Source organism: Clostridium bornimense (assembly GCF_018917145.1).
GTDB classification, from domain to species: domain Bacteria; phylum Bacillota; class Clostridia; order Clostridiales; family Clostridiaceae; genus Clostridium_AN; species Clostridium_AN bornimense_A.
On record NZ_JAHLOD010000139.1, the window covers coordinates 1 to 702 of the forward strand.

Below are 702 nucleotides of genomic sequence, written 5' to 3' on the forward strand. Positions count from 1 at the left end.
AATAATTATCCTCCGGCTTAGCCGGAGGTTTTTCATTTTCGGGCGTAGCCCTTTTCCACTAGCTACGCCTAAAGGCGTATGTACGATCTGGCGCATGCGATCTTTTACTTGCTACCCTTAAAAGGGTCTATATCATCAATTGTTAATTGTTCTGCCATTTTATCTTCTTGCAATTGATTCGCTATATATTCCTTTATTTTCTTCGTATTCTTTCCTACTGTATCTACATAATATCCACGACACCAAAATTCTCTATTTCTATATTTATACTTCATATTTCCCCATTTCTCATATATCATCAAACTACTCTTTCCTTTTAAAAATCCCATAAAACTTGATATACTCATCTTCGGTGGAATCTCCAATAGCATATGTATATGATCTATACATACTTCTGCTTCTAATATATTTACACCTTTCCATCTACTTAATTCTCTTAATATTATCCCTATATCTAATCGCTTTTCTTCATAAAATACTTTTCTCCTATATTTAGGTGCAAATACTATATGATATTTGCAGTTCCATTTTGTATGTGATAAACTATGTACGTCATTCATTTTGAATGTCCTCCTTCTGATATTTTTTGCAGTTGCCAGACCGCATTTTTATTATATCAGAAGGAGTTTTTTTATTATGTTTCATAGCTATAAGCTTTACTGAACCCCACGTCTAACGCGGGGTTTTCTAAATACAAAAAAG

General features: G+C 33.0%; 1 protein-coding gene. It reads right to left on the reverse strand.

All coding sequences use genetic code 11. The features are described from left to right. Positions 1-104: 104 nt before the first annotated feature. Positions 105-560 (reverse strand): IS200/IS605 family transposase, encoded by a 456-nt coding sequence (gene tnpA / locus KQI30_RS16900; protein WP_216464511.1) that lies wholly within the window; start codon positions 558-560, stop codon positions 105-107. Between the last annotated feature and the right edge of the window lie 142 nt (positions 561-702).